The sequence below is a fragment of the Brevibacillus sp. AF8 genome, from assembly GCF_021270385.1.
In the GTDB taxonomy this organism is placed as follows: domain Bacteria; phylum Bacillota; class Bacilli; order Brevibacillales; family Brevibacillaceae; genus Brevibacillus.
Map to the genome: position 1 here is coordinate 55,190 of NZ_JAGQDN010000026.1, position 16,252 is coordinate 71,441.

Annotated in this window: 17 protein-coding genes and 1 riboswitch; of the genes, 13 read left to right on the forward strand and 4 right to left on the reverse strand. The window is 47.4% G+C overall.

Going from position 1 to position 16,252, the window contains the following annotated elements:
• Nucleotides 1-28: 28 nt before the first annotated feature.
• The 5 genes from KB186_RS25140 (at nucleotide 29) to proS (ending at nucleotide 5,810) form a co-directional block, all read left to right on the forward strand.
• Entirely contained in the window at nucleotides 29-1,039 is a 1,011-nt protein-coding gene (locus KB186_RS25140) for an ABC transporter ATP-binding protein (RefSeq protein WP_173611417.1), read from the forward strand.
• Nucleotides 1,032-1,826 (forward strand): ABC transporter permease, encoded by a 795-nt coding sequence (locus KB186_RS25145; protein WP_173611418.1) that lies wholly within the window; start codon nucleotides 1,032-1,034, stop codon nucleotides 1,824-1,826. The genes KB186_RS25140 and KB186_RS25145 overlap by 8 nt, the downstream gene beginning before the upstream one ends.
• A gap of 3 nt (nucleotides 1,827-1,829) precedes the next feature.
• A complete protein-coding gene (locus KB186_RS25150) occupies nucleotides 1,830-2,627 on the forward strand; it encodes an ABC transporter permease (RefSeq protein WP_370646715.1) in 798 nt (265 codons plus the stop codon).
• 403 nt (nucleotides 2,628-3,030) lie between these two features.
• Nucleotides 3,031-3,185: riboswitch (FMN riboswitch) on the forward strand.
• Nucleotides 3,186-3,417: 232 nt separating this feature from the next.
• Nucleotides 3,418-4,029 (forward strand): ECF transporter S component, encoded by a 612-nt coding sequence (locus KB186_RS25155; RefSeq protein ID WP_232774598.1) that lies wholly within the window; start codon nucleotides 3,418-3,420, stop codon nucleotides 4,027-4,029.
• Between the two features lie 314 nt (nucleotides 4,030-4,343).
• Nucleotides 4,344-5,810 carry a proline--tRNA ligase gene (gene proS / locus KB186_RS25160; RefSeq protein WP_173611420.1) on the forward strand — a complete coding sequence of 489 codons (1,467 nt, stop codon included), beginning with the start codon at nucleotides 4,344-4,346 and terminating at the stop codon, nucleotides 5,808-5,810.
• A 52-nt stretch (nucleotides 5,811-5,862) separates the two neighbouring features.
• Here the strand turns inward: proS and KB186_RS25165 are convergent, their stop codons facing one another.
• On the reverse strand, nucleotides 5,863-6,501 hold the full coding sequence (locus tag KB186_RS25165) for an HAD family hydrolase (protein ID WP_173611421.1): 639 nt from the start codon (nucleotides 6,499-6,501) through the stop codon (nucleotides 5,863-5,865).
• 63 nt (nucleotides 6,502-6,564) lie between these two features.
• Nucleotides 6,565-7,182 carry a winged helix-turn-helix domain-containing protein gene (locus tag KB186_RS25170; protein ID WP_173611422.1) on the reverse strand — a complete coding sequence of 206 codons (618 nt, stop codon included), beginning with the start codon at nucleotides 7,180-7,182 and terminating at the stop codon, nucleotides 6,565-6,567.
• A 156-nt stretch (nucleotides 7,183-7,338) separates the two neighbouring features.
• Here KB186_RS25170 and bcp point away from each other — a divergent pair, with 156 nt between their 5' ends.
• From bcp to KB186_RS25190, 4 genes are read left to right on the forward strand one after another with little or no spacing between them, the layout of a single operon-like run.
• Nucleotides 7,339-7,809, forward strand: coding sequence for a thioredoxin-dependent thiol peroxidase (gene bcp, locus KB186_RS25175; protein WP_173611423.1), 471 nt, complete (start codon nucleotides 7,339-7,341; stop codon nucleotides 7,807-7,809).
• A gap of 35 nt (nucleotides 7,810-7,844) precedes the next feature.
• Nucleotides 7,845-8,897, forward strand: a complete 1,053-nt coding sequence (locus tag KB186_RS25180) for a M42 family metallopeptidase (RefSeq protein WP_173611424.1) — start codon at nucleotides 7,845-7,847, stop codon at nucleotides 8,895-8,897.
• Between the two features lie 9 nt (nucleotides 8,898-8,906).
• Nucleotides 8,907-9,668, forward strand: coding sequence for a class I SAM-dependent methyltransferase (locus KB186_RS25185; protein WP_221869232.1), 762 nt, complete (start codon nucleotides 8,907-8,909; stop codon nucleotides 9,666-9,668).
• A gap of 25 nt (nucleotides 9,669-9,693) precedes the next feature.
• Nucleotides 9,694-10,242 carry a cob(I)yrinic acid a,c-diamide adenosyltransferase gene (locus tag KB186_RS25190; RefSeq protein ID WP_232774599.1) on the forward strand — a complete coding sequence of 183 codons (549 nt, stop codon included), beginning with the start codon at nucleotides 9,694-9,696 and terminating at the stop codon, nucleotides 10,240-10,242.
• 42 nt (nucleotides 10,243-10,284) lie between these two features.
• Here the strand turns inward: KB186_RS25190 and KB186_RS25195 are convergent, their stop codons facing one another.
• A complete protein-coding gene (locus KB186_RS25195) occupies nucleotides 10,285-11,193 on the reverse strand; it encodes a complex I NDUFA9 subunit family protein (RefSeq protein ID WP_232774601.1) in 909 nt (302 codons plus the stop codon).
• 118 nt (nucleotides 11,194-11,311) lie between these two features.
• Here KB186_RS25195 and nth point away from each other — a divergent pair, with 118 nt between their 5' ends.
• From nth to KB186_RS25210, 3 genes are all read left to right on the forward strand, one after another.
• A complete protein-coding gene (gene nth / locus KB186_RS25200; protein ID WP_232774602.1) occupies nucleotides 11,312-11,998 on the forward strand; it encodes an endonuclease III in 687 nt (228 codons plus the stop codon).
• A gap of 151 nt (nucleotides 11,999-12,149) precedes the next feature.
• Nucleotides 12,150-12,584 (forward strand): peroxide-responsive transcriptional repressor PerR, encoded by a 435-nt coding sequence (perR, locus tag KB186_RS25205; protein ID WP_047073745.1) that lies wholly within the window; start codon nucleotides 12,150-12,152, stop codon nucleotides 12,582-12,584.
• 273 nt (nucleotides 12,585-12,857) lie between these two features.
• Nucleotides 12,858-14,591 carry a glycosyl hydrolase family 18 protein gene (locus KB186_RS25210; protein WP_232774604.1) on the forward strand — a complete coding sequence of 578 codons (1,734 nt, stop codon included), beginning with the start codon at nucleotides 12,858-12,860 and terminating at the stop codon, nucleotides 14,589-14,591.
• Between the two features lie 94 nt (nucleotides 14,592-14,685).
• Here KB186_RS25210 and KB186_RS25215 read toward each other — a convergent pair whose 3' ends face one another.
• Entirely contained in the window at nucleotides 14,686-15,060 is a 375-nt protein-coding gene (locus KB186_RS25215) for a YgzB family protein (protein ID WP_012684798.1), read from the reverse strand.
• A 117-nt stretch (nucleotides 15,061-15,177) separates the two neighbouring features.
• Between KB186_RS25215 and KB186_RS25220 the strand changes: the two genes are divergently transcribed.
• A complete protein-coding gene (locus KB186_RS25220) occupies nucleotides 15,178-16,053 on the forward strand; it encodes a nucleotidyltransferase-like protein (RefSeq protein WP_232774605.1) in 876 nt (291 codons plus the stop codon).
• Nucleotides 16,054-16,252 lie beyond the last annotated feature (199 nt).

The window sequence follows — 16,252 nt, forward strand, 5'->3', positions numbered from 1 at the left end:
TTAAGCGAAGAAAAAAGGACGGTTTTCCATGATTCAGGTAAATCATTTACAAAAGGATTTCCGCATTCATCAGTCCAGACCGGGCCTTGGTGGTGCTTTTCGTGATTTGTTCAGTCGAGAGTACAAGACAGTAAAAGCGGTGGATGACCTTTCCTTTACAGTAGGGGAAGGGGAAATGTTCGCGCTGATTGGGGAAAATGGTGCCGGAAAATCGACCACGATCAAGATGCTGACGGGTATCTTAACCCCGAGCGATGGCGAAATCGTCATCAACGGCTATGTGCCTTTCAAGCAGCGGGAAGAGTACGTTCGATCCATCGGAGTTGTTTTCGGGCAACGCTCTCAGCTTTGGTGGGACCTATCTCCGCTAGAGTCCTTCCGCCTGTTGAAAAGTGTTTATAAGGTTGACGAAGTAGAAGGAGAAAAATGGCTGGAGCGTTTGATTGAAGAGCTGGAAATTTCTCCGTTCGTCAGTCAGCCAGTGCGCAAGCTGAGTCTCGGACAGCGGATGCGCTGTGAAGTGGCTGCTTCGTTGATTCATAAGCCACGCCTGCTGTTTCTCGATGAACCGACAGTTGGACTCGATGTCCTCGTTAAGCAAAAAATCCGTGAGTTTCTCCGCAATCTGAACGAGACGGAAAATATGACGATCTTGTTGACGACTCACGATGTGTCAGACATCGAAGCACTCTGTAAACGGGTGCTTGTCATGGACAAAGGAAAGCTGATCTTCGATGGTTTACTGAATGACCTCAAGGAAAAATGGGGCAATGGCACAGAAGTGTCCTTTCAAATGAAAAAGCGCACTTCAGCAGATGCTCTTCGTCAGGCATTGGGCGAGATGCCTTGTGAGATCGAGCAAATCAATGACTTTACCCTCAGTGTAAAAGTAGCGCGAAGTCAAGAAATGTTGCCCTTTGTGTTGTCGACGGTCATGTCCTCCTTTGAAGTCAGCGATGTGAAAATCGAGGAGACGAGCACAGAGGATATCGTTCGCAACATTTATTCCTCAGACCAAGAGGTAAGAAGCCATGCGTAAGCTTTATATGGAACTCATCCGCATGAGGTTTTTGACGATGCTTGCCTATCGTGTGAACTATTACAGCGGGATCATTATCTACGCGATCAACATCGGTGCGTACTACTTTTTATGGGGAGCGATCTACGGAGGTCAACAGCAGCTGGGCGGGCTTACGGTGGAACAGATGACTTCCTACGTTGCGATTGCTTGGATGTCGCGGGCGTTTTATTTTAACAACATCGATACGGAAATAGCCCAGGACGTCCGAGAAGGCAAGGTCGCGATTGAAATGATACGCCCTTATAATTACTTGTCCGTGAAAACGGCGCAGGCTTTTGGGGAAGGGATCTTTCGTTTTCTCTTTTTCGCGGGTCCAGGCATTTTCCTTATCAGTCTGATCATTCCGTTCAGCTTCCCTGCGACAGCAACTGGGTGGGGACTGTATTTGATCAGCTTGATGTGTGCGTTTTTGATCAATACACAAATCAATCTGGTGACAGGCTTGCTTACTTTCTTCCTGTTCCGAAACGATGGCATGATGCGAGCCAAGCGGGTCGTGGTGGATCTGTTGTCTGGTCTCGTGCTGCCGATCAGCTTTTTCCCCGGTTGGGCGCAAACGGTAATGGGGTATCTTCCATTTCAGGCGGTCAACTACTATCCGAGCTTGATCTTCACAGGTGCGATTACAACGGAACGCTCCTGGGAATTGATCGGTTTTCAGGTGGTTTGGATGTTTGTCATACTGGTTCCCATCTTGGTGATGTGGCGTCTTGCCCGCAACAAGCTGGTTGTGCAAGGAGGGTAGAGCATGCAAGACATGAGACATATTTTCAGTATTTTTGCCGACTACCTGAGCCAGTACTTCAAGACGAGACTTGCCTACCGAACAGATTTTCTCGGGGATTTTGTGTCCAATCTGGTTTCTGAGTTGATCAATCTTGTCTTTATTGTTGTTGTGTTCACCCATGTTCCGCTGATGGGGGATTGGACGCGTGACGAGATTATCTTTATCTATGGGTTCTTTTTGGTTCCATACGCGTTATTCTCGATGTTCTTCGGTTTTTGGGACTTCAACGAACGGTACATCATCCGGGGCGAGATGGATCGCATCCTGACGAGACCGATCCACAATCTGGCGCAGGTGTGCCTCGAGTCGATTGCGCCAGACCGCATTTTTGGCGTCATAACCGGGATCATCATCATGGGGTATGCTGCCATTCAACTCGATTTGTCGTTTTACTGGTACGACGTGTTCATCTTTATCGGGCTCTCGATCAGCGGGGCACTGATTTACGGTGGCGTGTATACCGCGATTGCCGCGGTTAGCTTCTTTTCCGACTCGCGGACAGGGATTGCTCCGATGATCTACAACATCCAGCAATATGGGCGCTATCCGGTAGACGTGTACAACAAGGCTATTCGCTTTGTGCTCACCTACGTGCTGCCGTTTGCTTTCGTAGGTGTTTATCCGGCGGCTTACTTTTTGCGCAAGGAAGTCTGGTACACATATGCGGCAATGACGCCGGTAGTGGCTGTTATTTTCTTCGGGATTGGGCTGTTGGTCTGGAACTGGGGAGTCACGAAGTATCGGGGAGCGGGTTCTTGATTATTTATAATCCGAAGTCGTTGTGAGGTAAAAAAAGACCATCCCGGCTGCAACCGGAACGGTCGGTACAATAGGCGCTTCCCGCAAAGGGGTGCGGATCAATACTATGTTGTGAAATAGACCGCAGAGCTGTCAACTCAAGGGCGGTCTATTTCTTTTTGGTCAAGGTAACAACCAAGGCGATCTCACCCCCTTTCTATGGGGATGAGCCGCGACCACCCTTGAGGAGCCGATTCTATTGTACAAGCGAATGATAGCATAATGTGCTCTCTAGTTAGCAAGTGTCTTTTTTATTCGCTATTCACACTAAACACATCGGAAAAATAAATAAGAAGTGTCGCTTTGGCAGTTTCCTCTATTGTCAAATCAAAAAACAGCAGTATAATATGCTGTATACAACTACACATTCCTTCGGGGCAGGGTGAAATTCCCGACCGGCGGTGATCATGCTTTACGCATGTTAAGCCCGCGAGCCTCCCGAGCGTAAAGTTGCGACGGAGTGCAGGATCTGGTGTGATTCCAGAGCCGACAGTACAGTCTGGATGGGAGAAGGATGACGACAGTACGTTTATCACACGTGCTTGTTTACCTGTGCAAACGGGATGAGAACGTAGAGGCCAGCCCTCTTGTTTCTTGTACCTTTTATTTGCGCATGGTTTTGTCATACGCTTGCAAATGCCCTGTGGAACATAGCCACAGGGTTTATTCTGTTTGTGTAACAAGACGTGTGAGCATACAACGACTGTTGCCATTCCTCAAGAAGGAGTAGAAAAATGAGGAGATGGTAAACATGAAAGAAACAGCGCTGCATTCTTCGCGCACACGTGCAACCCAAAAGCTGGTGACGATTCCCATGCTGGCGGCCGTTGCATTTATTCTGCAGTATCTCGAGGTTCCCGTACCACTGATGCCAAGCTTTTTGAAGCTCGACTTCAGCACACTCCCGGCATTGATCGGGGGACTCATGTACGGACCTGTAGCTGGCATTTTTATCGAGGTACTGAAAAATACACTGCACATGCTCTTCAAAAATACAGATGGCCTTTTGATCGGTGAGCTCGCAAACGTCGTAGCAGGATCAAGCTTTATTTTTGCCGCTGTCTACATGCAGCGTCTGGGTCAAGGCAAAAAAGGCTTCCTGACTGGTCTCGCTCTGGGGACGGTTTTGATGACGATCGTCATGGCTGTGGCAAATGCATATGTGCTGTTGCCTGCGTACGCTGTGCTTTATCAAATGCCGATTGAACAGCTCTTGACTATGTTCAACGCGACAAGCATCTGGTCATTGGTTCTGTACGGAATCGTGCCGTTCAATCTCTTCAAAGGTGTTATGATTTCAGTGGTCGCATATCCGATCTACGTGAAGCTCGGCTCCAGAATCGCTGCGCGTACCAACAATTGACAACCACGACATGACTCGCTAATATGTTAACTTAATAGAAAGTTTCAAAAGGCTATGAAAGGACCCGCAGCTATTCCCACGTTACAGAGAGTCGGCCCTAGTCTGGAAGGCTGATACGTAAAGGATAACTGCATCCCATCCTGAAGCCGCTGGTGAAGAGCTTAGCCGGATGCCCACCGTTATCGGGTTATCGAGAGGACTATGGCGTATTGCTATGGTCAATCAGGGTGGTACCGCGGAAGTTAATCCTCCGTCCCTTTTTGGGATGGGGGATTTTTTGCATTTTACGTAAGAACAAAAAGGAGCGTAGACGGATGAAAGAGGACAAAGCGTTTGTAAAAGAAATTACACCGCAATCGGAGGATTTTTCGCGTTGGTACATCGATGCCATCAAAAAGGCGGATTTGATGGACTACACACCGGTGCGCGGCTGCATCGTTTTCAAGCCGGATGGCTTTGAGCTATGGGAGCGAATTCAAGAGGCGATGAATAAGCGCTTCAAGGAGACAGGGCATCGCAATGCCTATTTCCCGATGCTGATCCCCGAGTCCTTCTTTCAAAAAGAAAAAGAGCATATCGAGGGCTTCAATCCAGAGCTGCCTTGGGTAACAGAGGCTGGGGGCGAGCCGCTAGAGGAAAAGCTCGCACTACGTCCAACCTCCGAGACGATCATCGGGCATATGTACAGCCAATGGATTCAGAGCTATCGGGACCTGCCTGTATTAATCAATCAGTGGGCAAACGTGTTTCGCTGGGAGAAGCGGACAATGCCGTTCTTGCGGACATCGGAATTTCTCTGGCAAGAAGGCCACACGGCACATGCGACAGAGGAGGAAGCTCGTCAGGAAACGATGCAAATGCTGGAGATTTACCGAGAGGTCGTTGAGCAGGAGCTGGCCATTCCGGTTTGGAAGGGACAAAAAACACCAAGTGAACGCTTTGCGGGTGCTGTTGACACGTATTCCATTGAAGCGATGATGAAGGATGGAAAAGCAGTGCAGGCGGGTACCTCGCACTATTTGGGCGATAAATTCGCGCGCGGCTTTGAAATCAAGTTTTTGGATCGCGACAATCAGTTCAAGTACGTTCACACCACATCATGGGGCACCTCTACGAGACTGATTGGTTCGATGATCATGGTGCATGGCGATGACCGCGGTCTCGTGTTGCCGCCTCGCATGGCTCCGACACAGGTGATTATGATCCCGGTCGGTCCGATGAAGCTGCGCGAGAAAGTCATGGAGGCGTTTGATCCGCTCTTTGACGAAATCAAGGCCGCAGGAGTGCGTGTCCGTGCTGATCTTCGCGAAGAAACACCAGGCTGGAAGTTCAATGAGTGGGAAATGCGCGGGGTTCCTCTGCGTCTGGAGCTCGGCCCACGTGACGTGGAAAATGGTCAAGTGATTTTGGCTCGACGCGATACAGGGGAGAAGGTGACGGTTTCACTTGAAGGTATCGCGCAGACCGTTGTTCAACTGTTGGAAGAGATTCAGCAAAATATGTTCCAAAAAGCACTAGCATTCCGTGATGAAAACTCACATCTGGGGATCGACACACTGGAGCAGCTATCCGCTCATATTGCCAAAAACGAGAGCGAAAACAAAACGAGCGGATGGGTGTTAGCTGGCTGGTGTGGGGATGACGCTTGTGAATCGAAGATCAAGGAAGAAACCAAGTTCACCTCTCGCAACATCCCGTTTGAGCCTCCTGTACAAAAGAAAGTCTGCCTTTGCTGCGGCAAAGAGTCACAGCATAGTGTCTGGTTCGGACGGGCGTATTAATCAAAAAAGGGTGTGTCCACGCTTTTGCGGCAGGGGCACACCCTTTTTTCAACTAGCGTCCGAGAATCCAATCGGTAAAAGCTTGCACATCCGTAAAGTGGTAGTCAGGCTCGGGATCGAATTTTCCCGACTTTTGTGTAACCAAAAGCCAATCCACACCGACTGTTCGCAAACCAGCGGCACGACCAGCCAAAACATCAGCATCACTGTCACCTACGAAAATGGTTTCCGCAGGAGTTGCGCCTAGCTGTTTCATAGCAGTAAAAATACCTTCTGGATGAGGCTTTGGATGTGTGACCTCATCCCCTGTAATCACGACGGAAAAATACGAATCTAATCCCCATTCGCGAAGGGAGATGTCAGCGCTTTTTCGTCCTTTTCCTGTTACGATTCCCATTTGGATATCGGCTGCGTGAAGTTCGTCGAGCATCATTCGGATATTTTCCGGATTTTGTACGCGGGAGTGTTCATCTGTGTATACACGATAAAAATGTGCGAAGGCGTTGTCATGCGCATGTGGGGGAAGCTTGCTTTGCAAGATGCCTGTCTCTGTGGGGCCAAAGAGAGCTACAATCTGCTCGTCCGTATAATGCTCTTGTAAAAACTGCTGAAAGGTGGAGCGAAAAGCGGTGAAGATCAAGGGGAGGGTATCGGCAACTGTGCCGTCGAAATCAAACAAGATCGTCCGCATTGGAGTCCTCCTTTGATTAGAAAATGAAAGAAAACCATCGTATCTGATGGTTTTCTTGGTGACTTACTCATCCGAATCATCAAAAGGATCATCTGAATCATCTGTTGGATCAGCCGGAGTCAATGGGAACAAGATGTCGAAAAACTTGAATTTTCGACGGCCAGATTCCTTTTTGAACCCTTTGTACTTTTGCAACAGCTCAGAGATGTCTTCCACAAATTGATTACGTTCTTCTTGACTCAAATAAAATTCAGTCAAATTAAAAGCGAACGTATTTTTGTATTCCTTCCGAACATCCTGGTCGCTTGCGACGAAGCGATTGAGCGTTCGCATGAGGTCCTTTTCCGTAGTACGAAACGGAGTAAACATGACATCACTTAATTGTTGAGCGTTTTCTTCAATCATCAATTGAAGCTTGACCTGAATGACCTTGGCAACAGGCTCATAATATTTCTCCACAATGGAGCCTTTTACCCGGGTATCCACTTGCTCGAGCAGTCCAACACGCACGAGCTCTTTCACATGGTAATGTAGCCGTGCTGCATTTTCGCCTAGTTCTGTAGCGATTTGTTTGGCCGTTCTGGGCTCCAAATCTTCAAAGAGTTCCAAAATTTTAACCCGTTCCGCTATAGCAAGCGATTTTAGCGCTTCTGGATCTGTTACTTCAAAAAACTCTTTCATGCGAATTCACCATCCAACTGACTAGGCAAAATTTTATTTTTTTTAATTCTATCCTTTTCTGAATCAAAGCGCAACTTGTATGCGGATGAAGTGACTACTAGATTGTGGTAAAATGGGACCAGCGAAAACAGGATATTATCGAGAGGAGGGAAAAGTTTGACGGCAGTAGGACAAGCTGCACCTGCATTTACTTTGCAGGCGAGCAATAATCAGACCCTCTCACTTTCCCAATTTCATGGTCAAAATGTAGTGCTTTATTTTTATCCGAAGGACCAAACGCCAACATGTACCACAGAAGCATGCGACTTCCGTGACTTCCATTCAGGCTTTGCCGAGCTGAATACAGTTGTTCTCGGAATCAGTCCGGATTCTGTGAAATCGCATGATAAATTTATCGCGAAGCACGAATTGCCTTTTCCGCTTCTGTCAGATCCTGATCACCAAGTGGCAGAGGCTTATGGCGTGTGGGTGTTGAAAAAAATGTACGGTCGAGAGTACATGGGCATTGAACGCACGACGTTCGTCATCGACAAAGAAGGCAACATCGCAAAAGTATGGTCAAAAGTAAAAGTCAAAGGACATGTGCAGGAAGTGCTTCAATTTATTAAGGAAGAGCTTCAATCCTAACGTTTATTTCGCAATGGGCGAATGGAGGAAAACAGATGAGTGTATCCACGGAATATGTTGTACAAAGCTTTTGCCAATTGGCGAACATCCCAAGTCCATCCGGCAATACGGAAAAAGTAATGGCCTGGGTTGCACAAGAGTTAGAAAAGCTTGGCGTTTCCTATAAACGGACAAACAAAGGGGCAATCGTTGCAACAGTAGCGGGGGCCCATAACGAAAAGGCAAGACTCTTGACCGCTCACGTCGATACACTGGGCGCGATGGTAAAAGAAATAAAGAGCAACGGGCGCTTGAAGCTGACTTTGATCGGTGGCTTTGCATTCAATGCGATTGAAGGAGAGCACTGCGTTGTAGAGACTAGTAGCGGTCGTCTTGTAACCGGTACCATTTTGTCCACCAAAGCTTCCGTGCATGTATACAGCTCAGAAGCGGGGAAAGCTGAGCGCAATGAGGCGAACATGGAAGTCCGACTGGATGAAAAAGTTACAAACAAGGAGCAAGTCCTTGCGCTTGGGATTTCTGTCGGAGATTTCGTCTCCTTTGATCCGCGGGTGACGGTAACGGATAGCGGCTTTATCAAGTCCCGCCACATTGACGACAAAGCAAGCGTAGCTGTACTGCTGGGGGTTCTGAAGGAGCTGAGTGAATCCGGCGTGAAGCTGCCTTACACCACGCACTTTTTTATCAGCAATAATGAAGAGATCGGCTACGGCGGCAATTCCAGCATCCCCGATAACGTGGTGGAGTACCTGGCTGTCGACATGGGCGCTATTGGGGACGGACAGACGACAGATGAGTATTGCGTGTCCATTTGTGCGAAGGATTCCACAGGACCTTACCACTACGGATTGCGCAGCCATCTGACCAAGCTCGCACAAGCGAACGGTTTGAACTATCAAGTAGACATTTATCCCTACTATGGTTCTGACGCAAGTGCTGCGCTGAGAGCAGGATATGACGTTGTCCATGGCTTGATCGGACCGGGAGTAGATGCATCCCACTCTCATGAACGTACACATAAAGAAGCGCTCGACAACACGGCGAAGCTCGTGATGGCCTACCTTCAATCAGAAGAAATGCAAGCATAGGAGGGCCGTATGAGCAATATGTATCAATGGGCTGACTACTATGATCTCACGCAACGCGGTGTCGCGGGTGATGTTGACTTCTATCTGGAGCAAGCCAAGCAAGCAGGCGGAAAAGTGCTGGATCTTGCTTGCGGCACCGGAAGAATCAGCATTCCGATGGCGCAGGCTGGCATCGACGTTACCGGAATTGACCTTTCCCAGGATATGCTGGCGAGGGCTCAGGCAAAAGCAGAGGAACAAGGTGTGACATCCAGCTTGAGGCTATTGCAAGGGGATATGCGCGCCTTTGATCTGCAAGAGTCATTTTCGCTGATTATGATTCCATTTCGGTCGTTTTTGCATCTGTTGCATGTTCAAGAGCAAATGAAGGCATTGACCTGCATTCGCAAGCATCTGGCTCCGGGCGGGAAGTTCGTCATGAACGTGTTTGTGCCCAAGATTCATCATTTTTACGAGGAAAATGAAAAAATGTCCTTGCGTGGCACCTACCCACTCCCGTCAGGAGAAGAGGTTGCGATGTGGGATTACACCCGCTATGACCATTTTCAGCAACTGTCCGAAGTGACACGCATATACGAGCGTACGGATGCACAGGGAGTTGTGACGGAACGGGTGAAAGGTCGATTTACTCTCCGCTACATATTCCCTGCGGAGCTCCATCACCTGCTTCGTTTAAACGGCTTGAAGGTCACACAACGATACGGTTCTTTTGCAAAGACACCTTTTGACGCAAATAGCTCAGAATTGATTCTGGTCGCAGAACCTTTGTAAACGGAACCTGTGGAGGGGATATGGAATGAAGATTTATACAAAGTCAGGGGATAAAGGTGAGACGTCGCTGGTTGCAGGTGTCCGCGTGCCTAAGTTTGCGGACCGTGTAGAGGCGTACGGTACATGCGATGAAGCCAACTCGCAGATTGGATTGGCACTGGCTCTGTTGCCTGCGACAGAAGAGTGGAAGGAATTGCAGGATGTTTTCCATGTCATTCAGACAAAGCTGTTCCATGTAGGAGCTGAGCTGGCGACGCCAGTAGGCAAGAAGGTAGGTTGGCCAATTGCAGAAGAGGATGTTACTTTTCTGGAAGAGCAAATTGATATGCTAGATGCAAAGTTGCCTCCGCTCACCAATTTTATTTTGCCTGGCGGACATCCAGCAGCGGCTGCCTTCCATGTTTCGCGTACGGTCGTCAGACGTGCAGAGCGCAAAGCAGTTCATGTGGCACAGCAGGAGCAGGTAAACCCGTCTGTGGTCAAATACCTCAACCGATTGTCCGATTATCTGTTCGTTGTGGCTCGTCATATAAATAAAGAGACAAGTGCAGTTGAAAAAACGCTCCACGAATAGGCAAAAGCCCCCTGGGATTAAGCAGGGGGCTTCAACTTTTTATTAGGCACGCAGGTAAGTGGAGATTCCCGGAAGAAAGTCGATTTTCTCTGTGTGAAAAGTATTGTAGAGAAGCTTTCCGTCCTTACATGCGTTTCCTTCTAGCAGCATAGTGAGTTGCGTGTTGGTGATCGGGAAGAATGAAAATCTCTCCATCATATTTACCATAGGCCTCATGAAAGCAAGGGGGATGTGAATTTTATTGACCTTGCGCTTTCCAATAGCCTCGCCAATCGTATCCAGAATTTGCCCGTAGGAGAGTGGTTCGGGCCCACCTGTTTCGTAAATTTGATTGGTTGATTCGGGTCTGCTCAAGGCTTGGACGAATACATCTGCCACTGTCTTGCGAGCGACTGGCTGTAAAGGGTAGGAGCCATCGCCAATGACCGGTGTGACAGGTAACCGGACCAGATCAGCGAGCATATTCACGAATTCATCCCCAGGACCAAAAATGACAGATGGACGGAAAATGACGTACGGAATACCGCTTGTTTTCACAAGCTGCTCCGCTTCATATTTGGTTCGGTGATAGGCGCTCGTGGCGTTTTCGCGTGCGCCAAGAGCACTCATATGGACAAAGCGCTTGATTCCAGCTTGCTTGGCGGCCTCCAGTACATTTTTTGTACCCTCTACATGAATACGAGAAAAGTGAATGCCTTTCCCCGGTTGTTCGCGAATAATTCCGACGAGGTGGATGACAGCATCGCAGCCTTGCATCCCTCTTATCAAAGATTCTTTATCAAATAGATCGCCAGTCGCTTCCGTTATATGTGGAGTGGCGGTTTCGTTATAGGGAAGCTTACCTGTTGAACCAGCTCTGGTGAGGCAAACCGTCTTATATCCTTCTGCCCGCAAGCGCTCGAGTATACCCCGTCCAACAAAACCTGTGGCACCAGTCAGGAATACTTTCATGGAAAACCTCCTCCCGTTAAATACTTCCAGACTTATTGTACAACAGTTGTAGTCTGTGGTGCTATCGATCACTGTGTTGACCAAGGCGGTATAATGTAGGGAAAAGGGGGATATATTTATGGCACAACGCAAAGTACCTGTTGCCGACATTTTGGATAATTTGCAGCAGCTTTATCCGGATGCGCACTGTGAATTGAATTATACAACCCCGTTTGAACTTCTCATTGCGACCATTCTTTCGGCCCAATGTACAGATAAACGGGTGAATGAGATTACCGCACCCATGTTCCAGCAGCTAAACCAGCCGGAGCATTACCTTCATTTGACACAGGAAGAAATGGAAGAGCATATAAAAGGGCTCGGGTTGTATAAGAATAAGAGTAAAAACATTTTAGAGACCTGTAGAATCTTGTACGAAAAATACAATAGCGAAGTTCCACAAACGCACGCCGAGCTCGAAGCATTGCCGGGAGTAGGGAGAAAGACTGCAAATGTCGTTTTGTCCAATGCATTCGGGATTCCTGCGATCGCGGTGGATACGCATGTATTCCGCGTAGGAAACCGGTTAGGTCTTGCGAATAGCGACAATGTGGATGAAGTGGAGCGTCAGCTCATGAAGCGCATTCCAAAAGAGAAGTGGACGGATGCGCATCATTGGCTAATCTGGCACGGCAGACGTGTGTGTTCATCGCGCAATCCGCAATGCGGCAGCTGTAGCCTTCAATCCATGTGTAAGTTTGCACAGGCGGAAGCCAAAAAGGCCAAAAAACCTGCAACTAAAAAGCCAGCAAAAGCAAAGGGATAAACTTGATTTTCCACTTCTTTCTGTTCAAATCGGCTGAATGGATATTGACAGTTTTCGCCGACTAGACGTACACTTATTTATAGTAATTCTAATCAATGACATTAGAGAAGCTTGTTCTTTTGTCTTGCGAAAGACTGTGGGGTGTAACAAGATGGTACAACGTGTGGAAAAAGCTGTTGAAATCCTGAAGAATACCGGGGTTCGCATGACACCTCAGCGCCATGCAATTTTGACCTATTTGCTGGAAACGATGACTCACCCGACGGCTGACGAAATATATAAAGCCCTTGAAGGCAAATTCCCGAATATGAGCGTTGCAACGATTTATAACAATCTACGAGTCTTTAAAGATGCTGGATTGGTTACAGAGCTCACTTACGGGGATGCGTCCAGCCGATTTGATGCCAATGTGGAAGAAGATCATTATCACGCGATCTGTTCTTCCTGTGGTGCAATCAGGGACTTCCACTTTCCGTATTTGCGGGATGCAGAAGTAGCTGCTTCCAAAGACATCGGCTTCAAAGTAACCGGACATCGTATGGAAGTTTATGGCGTTTGTGATTCCTGTCAAAAGAATCCCCACTAAGAATGTATTGGATGGATGAGCACCTCCTGCTTGAATCGGATAATCCCGGTGATGCAGGAGGTGTTTGTTTTTGGGGGACATACCCCTTTCTGTCGATATCTGTAACCTTTTGGCTTCTCGTACGTCTTCTTCTTGGTAGGAAGCTTGTCCGTGAATTACCAGAATACAAAAGGTTGTGAATGGATTGAACCAACGCTATGATCGGAATAATGAGTCAAATCATACAGCCCAAGTCAGAAGACAGGCTTATGTACCGGGAAGCAGGTGGAGATTATGAGCAGGGAGTCAGGTAGAGCTCTGCGACCAAGACGAAGAAAACGAAGGGCTTTTGGCAGGCTGATTTTGTTGAGCTTTTTCTTGTTGGCCATCTTCGGCAGCATTTACTGGTTTTTTGTACTCCGTGCCTCGACTGAGCATGTGCAGCCGTATGACGGTGATAAAAATGTAATTGTATACGAAGGCTCGCGAAAAGAGTCCACGTATTTATTGGAGTCAGAGCAAATATTGCTGCCCTTTGATTTCATTAAGGAAAACATTGATTCTGCGATTTTTTGGGATGAGCCAACACGTTCCGTTATTGTCACCACGAAGGATAAGGTGCTTCGGATGGAGAGCGGAGAAGTTGTCGCCTATCTGAACAAAAAACCTGTGGATTTACTCGTTCCGGTGAAAGAGGTAGACGGCACACGCTATGTCCCGTTGGATCCATTGGAAAAGCTATACCCTTATTCTTTTGAGCGAAAAGCAGATACGGGTGTCCTGGTCGTCGAAAAAGAGGGCTACGAAATCCAGCAAGCGAAAGTGATCGCTGCCGAGGAAAAACAAGCGGTCCGTACCGGGGCTTCTCACCGAACCCCGATTGTAGCAGAGCTGTCTGCGGGTGAGGTTGTCAACGTTCTTGGCAAAAAGGAAAACTGGTATCGCATTTTAACCGCCTCTGGTGTAGGAGGATTTATTTCAGAGAAAAGTATTGAAATGACGAATGTGCGCAAAGTCCAGTTGGAGCACACGACTGCTACTGGACAACAACACGATGCTTGGAAGCCTGATGGAAAGATCAACCTCGTATGGGAGCACGTCGTCAGCAAGAATCCGGATGTCTCAAAAATTGGTGCATTACCAGGGGTAAATGTAGTAACTCCTACTTGGTTTGAAATGAAGGATGCAGAAGGAAATCTGTTGAACAGGGCTGATCCTGCGTATATCAAATGGGCTCATAAGAGAGGCTACAAGGTTTGGGGGTTAGTTACAAATGGCTTTAATCCAGATTGGACTAAGTCCGTTCTCAGTAGCTATGACAAGCGAGACCAATTAATTGCCCAACTCCTGTACTACGCTCATCTTTATGATCTCGATGGCATCAACATCGATTTTGAAAACGTATATTTAGAAGAAAAAGAGGAGCTTGTTCAGTTTGTTCGCGAGTTGACACCGTATCTCCATCAGCAAGGACTGACCGTTTCCATAGATGTGACGATCAAGTCAAATGCTAAACAATGGTCCATGTTCCTGGATCGGAAAGCGTTGGCCGAGGTCGTCGATTATGTTGCGGTGATGACATATGATGAGCATTGGGCAGCGAGTCCAAAGGCTGGTTCTGTCGCATCATTGCCATGGGTGGAGCGGGGCTTGCAAGGAGTGTTGGAAGAAGTCCCTAACGAAAAGCTGCTGCTGGGTGTGCCTTTTTACACGCGCTTGTGGACAGAAGCCAAGCAGGCTGATGGCACTGTGAAGGTGAGTTCTAAAGCTTATTCCATGACAAAAGCGCAGGAATGGATTAACGAACGCAAGCTGACTCCCGTTATGGATGAAGCTTCAGGTCAACATTACGTGGAGTATAAAGACCCGAAGGATGGCAACGTCTATAAAATGTGGATAGAAGACGTAGCTTCTATGAAGAAGCGTGTGGAGATTGTCAATAAATACGACTTGGCCGGTATAGCTTCTTGGCGCCGTGGTTTTGAGGTGCCGGAGATCTGGCAAGCAATTGACGAGACTTTGAAATAAAAGACAGACAGCTTTCACGAAAGAAAGCCACCTGCACCCCGAATGCTCGGGAAGTAGCAGGTGGCTTTTTACGTATAAGATGAAAGGAATCATATTATGTCTGGTTTTGCTGAGGATGTCCGTCTTCTAGGCGTAAGGGTTGTCCACAAAACATACAGGCGTCTTCTTTTCCCAACATCTTCGTGACTTTTTGGCATGAAGGGCATTGCACCTGTGGAGCTGAAGTGGAGACCATCCCGGAAATCATAAACAAGACTGTACTGCCCATTGTCAGAATGAACCCGATGATCAAAAGCAGCGTCATAAAAATGTAAGAGCCTTTTAAGAGGTTTCCAAGTAAAGGAATAAAGTCCAAATAACCCGCAAAAAATGCGTACCCTGTATACATCAGCAAAATGCCGATTACCATGCTCCAGTTGCCCCATGTGCGCATGCGTTTGATCTTGCTCAGGCGTTCTGTATTTTTCATGATCATTCCTCCTACCCTATAGTATAGCATACAAAGGATTTGTCTGTTGACAAGCAGGAAACCGACAAGACTTGTAGAATCCATAAGTTCAACCCAGGGGGCAGGGAGGAACAAGGCATGACTTTAAGGCAGACGTATCTGAAAAATCTCCAGCAGCGTTTGGATGTGCAAGCGGTGCTTGTATTGAATGATTCGGATATGCTAGTCCCCTTTCGCGAGGGAATCTTTTATTTCGTCGTAGTAAATGAGCCCCAGGCTGATGGTAAAATCCGTCGCATGTTATTTCAGGAACAAGTGATCATCGAGCAGCAAATCAGCACGTGGCAACTGGAGAAGGGAGTCATTTGCGGTTTGGATGAGCGGCTTGCCGAGATGCTTCGAAGGGCAGAAATTGTTTGGGACAAAGAACAGTATATGAAACAAATGAAACTGCGCTTGGCTAGTTTGTCATCTTCTCTCCAGAAAAAACATATCTGTAAGGAGTATTCCCAAATCCTTCGTTTTTTTCACGAGACAAAAGAGTTTTTGCAACAAGGCATGATGCTGGATGCACATCACTCTGCCATTCAAACGATTCACTATTTGGCTCGTCTCATTGTATATGAAGCGGGAGATCATCCCCAACCAGCTTTATGGACGCAGGTCAAACAGATTGATCCTTCTATATATAAGTTGTATGAGGAGCTATCTTTTAATGCAGAGGCATTGGAGAAACGAATTGAACTACTTGTGCTGGCAATTGAATTTTGGATCGCATCCAGGACGAAGGAATCTGTTCGATACCTGGTTGAGCTCATGGAGACGAAATCAGGGCCTTGGCGTTTGGAAGAGCTGATGAATCATCCGATGATTCAAGAGGCAGAGATCGAGATTCCTCTCGTGATAGATAAGATGCTTCAGCGTTTATTGATTCAGGAGATCGTATGCAAAGATGGAGAAAATGGTGACAGAGAAACAGGTTTTATTTTAATGGGACAAAAATTTTTCAATTAGTGTTGACTTCTGTTAGTGATCCATGCTATATTAACAAACGTCGCTGCTGCGCTAACGCAGAGCGGACGAAAAAAGTTTTAAAAAACACTTGATTTCACAAGTAGTTATGTGGTAAATTAAGAAAGTCGCCTCTGGGCGATGAACCAAAAAATGCTCTTTGAAAACTGAACAGCGAAAGCGTTAATGAGTCTATCATTAA